We start from the raw sequence: 2,343 nt of genomic DNA, 5'->3' as shown, positions 1-2,343 counted from the left end.
GACGCCGCCGGCCAGCGCGAGGTCCGACTCGCCTGAGCGCAGCGACTGGGCGGCCAGGTGCAGCGCCACCAGCGAGGAGGAGCAGGCCGTGTTGACCGTGACGGCCGGGCCCTCGAAACCGAAGGTGTAGGAGATCCGGCCGGAGGCCACGCTGTCCAGGCCGCCGATGCCCAGGTAGCCCTCCAACTCACCAGGAGCGTCGTGGAGTCGGGGCGTGTAGTCGGTCCCGGCCAGGCCCGCGAAGACCGCCGTCCGGCTGCCGCGCAGCGCGGTCGGGTCGATGCCGGCCCGCTCGAACGCCTCCCAGGCGGTTTCGAGCAGCAGCCGGTGCTGCGGGTCGGTGGCGAGGGCCTCGCGCGGCGAGATGCCGAAGAACTCGGCGTCGAACTCGGCGGTGGTGTCCAGGAATCCGCCGTGCCGGGTGTAGGAGGTGCCGGGGTGGTCCGGGTCCGGGTCGTAGAGGGCTTCGAGGTCCCAGCCCCGGTCGGCGGGGAACTCGGTGATGGCGTCGCCGCCGTCGGTCACCAGCTGCCAGAGGTCCTCGGGCGAGGCGACGCCGCCGGGCAGGCGGCAGGCCATGCCGACGATCGCGATCGGTTCGCGCTTCGCCCGCTCCACCTCCTCGAGCCGACGGTTGGCCTGGCGCGCGTCGGCCAGGGCGCGCTTCAGATAGTCGCGGAGCTTCTGGTCGTTGGACATCGGTGCCTCTCGCAGGTGCGGTCGTACGGGTGGTGGCGGGGTCGGGGGTTCGAGCCCGGCGGCCGCCGCGAGGGGCGGCCGCCGGGGAAGACGAACGGCAGAGGGGTCAGGCGGACGGGGAGGCGTCAGGCGGACGGGGAGGCGTCGCGGTCCATCAGGGCGAAGAGTTCCTCGTCGGTGGCGTTCTCCAGGTCCAGCTCGTCGAGGTCCCCATGACCCTCCGCGCCGGAGCCGTCCGCCCCGTCGAAGTCGCCGGTGTCCCAGCGGTCCACCAGCGCCTTCAGTCGGGCGAGCACCGAGGCGCGCTCCCCCTCGGGCCCCGCCGGTCCGGCGAGGGACCGCTCCAGGGCGGCCAGGGCCGCTCCCGGGTCGAGCTCCGCGCCCTCCGCGCCCCCTGCGCTGTCCGGGAGTTCGCTGAGCAGCTGGGCGGCGACGGCGGCCGGGGTCGGGTGGTCGAAGACCAGCGTCGCGGGCAGCTCCAGGCCGGTGCCGGCGCCGATGCGGTTGCGCAGTTCGACGGCGGTGAGCGAGGTCAGGCCCAGTTCGCGGAAGGCCCGGTCGGCGGCGACGGCGGCGATGCCGGCGTGGCCGAGCACGGCCGCGGCCTCCCGGCGGACCAGGTCGAGCAGCACCGCCTCCCGCGCCTCCGGACCCTCCGCGCCCTCCAGCCTGAGCAGCCAGGGCGCGGGCCCGGCGGCCGCGCCGTCGGTGCCGGCCGCGGCGGCCACGGAGCCGGCCACGGTCGTGTTGGTGACGGTCGCGTCCAGCCAGTAGCGCTGCCGCCGGAACGGGTAGGTGGGCAGTGCCACCGGTCGCGGACCGGTCCCGGCGAAGACCGCCGACCAGTCGAACGCCACGCCCCGCACCCAGAGTTCGGCGGCGGAGAGCAGGAACCGCTCCGGCCCGCCGTGGTCGCGGCGGAGCGTGCCCGCCACCACCGAGCGCTTTCCGGCGCCGACGGACGCCAGGGTGTCCTCGATCGGCACGGTCAGCACGCCGTGCGGCGACACCTCGACGAACACGGTGTGGCCGTCCTCGGTGAGGCGCCGGGTGGCCTCCTCGAAGCGGACCGTCTCGCGCAGGTTGGTCACCCAGTACTCGGCGTCCAGCCCCGCCGTGTCGAACCAGTCGCCGGTGACGGTGGACAGCAGCGGTACGGTGCCCGTACGCGGCCGGACCGGGGCCAGCAGCTCCACCAACTCCGCCCGCAGACCGTCCACCTGGGGAGAGTGCGAGGCGTAGTCGACCGGGATGGTGCGGGCCCGGACGCCCTCCGCCCGGTAGGCGTCGACCAGTTCGGCCAGCGCCGCCGGCTCGCCGGAGACCACGGTCGCCGCCGGGCCGTTGACCACGGCTATCGAGAGCAGGTCGGCCCGGTCGGCGATCCGCTCGGCCACCTCGGCGGCGGGCAGGGCGACCGAGGCCATGCCGCCGGCGCCGGCCAGGGCGAGGATGGCCCGGCTGCGCAGGGCCACCACCCGGGCGCCGTCGGCGAGCGAGAGCCCGCCCGCGACCACGGCGGCCGCGATCTCGCCCTGGCTGTGGCCGACCACCGCGTCCGGCCGCACCCCGTGCGCCCGCCACAGCTCGGCCAGCGAGACCATCACCGCCCACAGCACCGGCTGGACGACGTCCACCCGGTCC

At 75.8% G+C, this 2,343-nt stretch carries 2 protein-coding genes; both read right to left on the bottom strand.

Annotated features, from left to right (window positions below):
- A partial coding sequence (locus VR45_RS41085; RefSeq protein WP_045945088.1) for a beta-ketoacyl synthase N-terminal-like domain-containing protein occupies positions 1-699 on the bottom strand: 699 nt, incomplete at its 3' end.
- Positions 700-824: 125 nt separating this feature from the next.
- Positions 825-2,343: acyltransferase domain-containing protein (locus VR45_RS41080; protein ID WP_045945087.1), on the bottom strand; the 1,519-nt coding region annotated here is incomplete at its 5' end.

This window comes from Streptomyces sp. NRRL S-495 (assembly GCF_000966955.1).
Taxonomy (GTDB): domain Bacteria; phylum Actinomycetota; class Actinomycetes; order Streptomycetales; family Streptomycetaceae; genus Kitasatospora; species Kitasatospora purpeofusca.
This window is presented reverse-complemented; position numbering and strand designations above follow the sequence as displayed.